Source organism: Intrasporangium sp., assembly GCF_036566125.1.
In the GTDB taxonomy this organism is placed as follows: Bacteria; Actinomycetota; Actinomycetes; order Actinomycetales; family Dermatophilaceae; genus Intrasporangium.
In genome coordinates, this window is record NZ_DATCWX010000034.1 from 1 (window position 1) to 2,371 (window position 2,371).

The window sequence follows — 2,371 nt, forward strand, 5'->3', positions numbered from 1 at the left end:
AGCGCGATGGGCGAACGCGTCGGCTCCTTCGCCCGTGCCGCTGCCGACAAGGCAGCGGCACGAGCCGCCGAGCGCCGGGTAGGACGACACGACCAGCCTTTCGATGGCGAGGACATCGCGATCGACCAAGCTCTCGAGGAACCTCCAACGGCGGAGATCGCCTCTCCCCTGGTCTTCGGCGGCACGCCCGAGCGACCGACCGGGGCACAGTCGCGTATCGCGCTCGCCATCGTCGGCGCCCTCGTCCTGGTCGCGCTCGTCATCGGCATCAACAACGTCGCGAAGATCGGCGAGTCCGATGGCCCGGCCGAGGCCCGGCCGACGGTCACCGTCACCCGGACGCGAACGACCCCAGCCCCATCGGCAACGTCGCAGCAGGCGCCGCCCCCGGCGACCCCCAGCGAGACGCAGTCTCCAGATGACCAGCGGGTGAGCATCGTCGGCGGCTCCAGCTTCGATCCGCAGGACGACGGCGAGGAGAGCCCGAACCAGGTCCCGCTCGCCTTCGACGGTGACTCCGGTACGGCCTGGAAGTCGCGGTGGTACGGCAGCGACACGTACAACCGGAGCAAGGAGGGCGTCGGCCTGGTGCTCGACCTCAACGCCCCGACGAAGGTTCGCGAGGTCGAGCTCACACTGCCGGCCGCACAGGACGTGTCCGTCTTCCTCGCCGACGAGGCCTCCCTCGATCGGACCCAGGAGATCGGCAAGGTGCGGGACACGAGCGGGACCGTGACCATCAAGGCACCCTCGGACATCGAGCCCGGCACCAAGATCATCGTGTGGGTCACGCGGCCGGCACCTGACGAGGCACCCAACCACTACCGGGCCCAGATCGCCGAAGTGGTGGTGCGCTGAGTCGTGGGTCCTGCCACCCCCGTCCCGCTCGCTGAAGCCAGCGATCGGGACCTGCTCCAGCGTCATGTGGAGGGAGACGATCACGCCTTCGGGGAGCTGTTCCGACGGCACAAGGACCGGATGTGGGCCGTCGCCCTGCGCACCTGCCGCGACCCGGAGATCGCTGCCGATGCCGTCCAGGACGGCTTCATCTCTGCGTTCCGCAGGGCCGGCTCCTTCCGGGGCGACTCGGCCGTGACCACGTGGCTGCACCGGATCATCGTCAACGCCTGCCTCGACCGCCTCCGCCGGCTTCGCCCGACCGCCGAGCTGCCCGAGTACGAGCTCCCCGACAGCCGGGACCAGCACGCCTCGACCGAGGTCCGCCTGGACATCGAGGAGGCGCTTGCCAGGCTTCCCGAGGGCCAGCGCGCCGCCCTCGTCCTCGTCGACATGCACGCCGTCCCCGTCGCCGAGGCGGCCCTGATCCTCGGCGTGGCCGAGGGGACGATCAAGTCACGGTGCGCCCGCGGCCGCGCTGCGCTCGCCCAGCAGTTGGGCCTGACGACCGAGCCGCCCGCGCGGGGTAGAGGTTCTGCGCCTGGAACACGAGAAGATGGCTCCTGACCCGGTTGACAGAAAGGAACTGTGATGCAGATCAGCGACAACGGGCCCCGGCCGAACGCGTTCGACATCGAGACGGCCACCCGGGAGAACGACAACTACCGGACCGTCGCCTGGACGGGCACCTATCTGCAGGTCACGCTCATGTCCATCCCGGTCGGCGAGTCGATCGGCCTCGAGGTCCACCCGGACACCGACCAGTTCCTGCGTCTGGATGCTGGTCGGGGCAGGTGCGTCATGGGGCCGGCGAAGGACCAGCTCGACTTCGAGCAGGAGGTCTCGGACGGGTGGTCGATCCAGGTCCCGGCCGGCAGCTGGCACGACGTGGTCAACACCGGTGATGAGCCGCTCCGCCTCTATGCGATCTATGCGCCGGTCCACCACGCACCGGGCATCGTCCAGCGGTCGAGCGCGGACGCCGAGCGCGATGAGTCGGCTGGCGTCGACGAACCACCCGCCTGGAGCCGCCAGCCCGAGGGTGGCGCTCCGGACCAGCACGCAGACTGATCTGCTGGACGAGATCCGCGGCGAGTGGAACCCTGCCGCGCTCCTGCACGTCGAAGCACGAGGTCGGTCCCATGACCGCGGCAGCGCTGGGACGGCCTCCAGCCAAGCACCCCCTGAAGGAACATCGTGGACCAACCCGGGCAGACGCCTGAGGCCGCCGACGAGCTCGATCCGGCCGTCGAGGCACGGGTCCGTGAGCTGCTCGCTGCTGCCCGCGACCCGGGCCCCATGCCGGAGCACGTCACACAGCGCATCGAGTCCCTGCTGAGCGACGAGGTCGCCCTGCGCGTCGACCCCGGCCCGCTGACCCGGACCGACCCGGACCAGGCGGTCATCGCGCCGCTCCTCCGCCAACGCCAGCGCCCCCGCCCCCTCCTTGCCGTCGCCGCGGTCGCTGCGGCAG

The 2,371-nt window shown here is 70.5% G+C and carries 4 protein-coding genes; all 4 read left to right on the forward strand.

Annotation, left to right across the window (positions count from 1 at the left end; translation table 11 throughout):
• The coding region (locus VIR15_RS02075) for a hypothetical protein (protein WP_331925810.1) at positions 1–858 on the forward strand (858 nt) is incomplete at its 5' end.
• 3 nt (positions 859–861) lie between these two features.
• Positions 862–1,464 (forward strand): RNA polymerase sigma factor SigM, encoded by a 603-nt coding sequence (gene sigM, locus VIR15_RS02080; protein WP_331925811.1) that lies wholly within the window; start codon positions 862–864, stop codon positions 1,462–1,464.
• Between the two features lie 24 nt (positions 1,465–1,488).
• On the forward strand, positions 1,489–1,968 hold the full coding sequence (locus VIR15_RS02085) for a cupin domain-containing protein (RefSeq protein ID WP_331925812.1): 480 nt from the start codon (positions 1,489–1,491) through the stop codon (positions 1,966–1,968).
• 126 nt (positions 1,969–2,094) lie between these two features.
• Positions 2,095–2,371 (forward strand): hypothetical protein (locus tag VIR15_RS02090; protein WP_331925813.1); only part of this gene is annotated, 277 nt, incomplete at its 3' end.

Coding starts and splice junctions, on each gene's coding strand:
- VIR15_RS02085 (WP_331925812.1), top strand. CDS start 1,489: ATGCAGATCAGCGACAACGGGCCCCGGCCGAACGCGTTCGACATCGAG.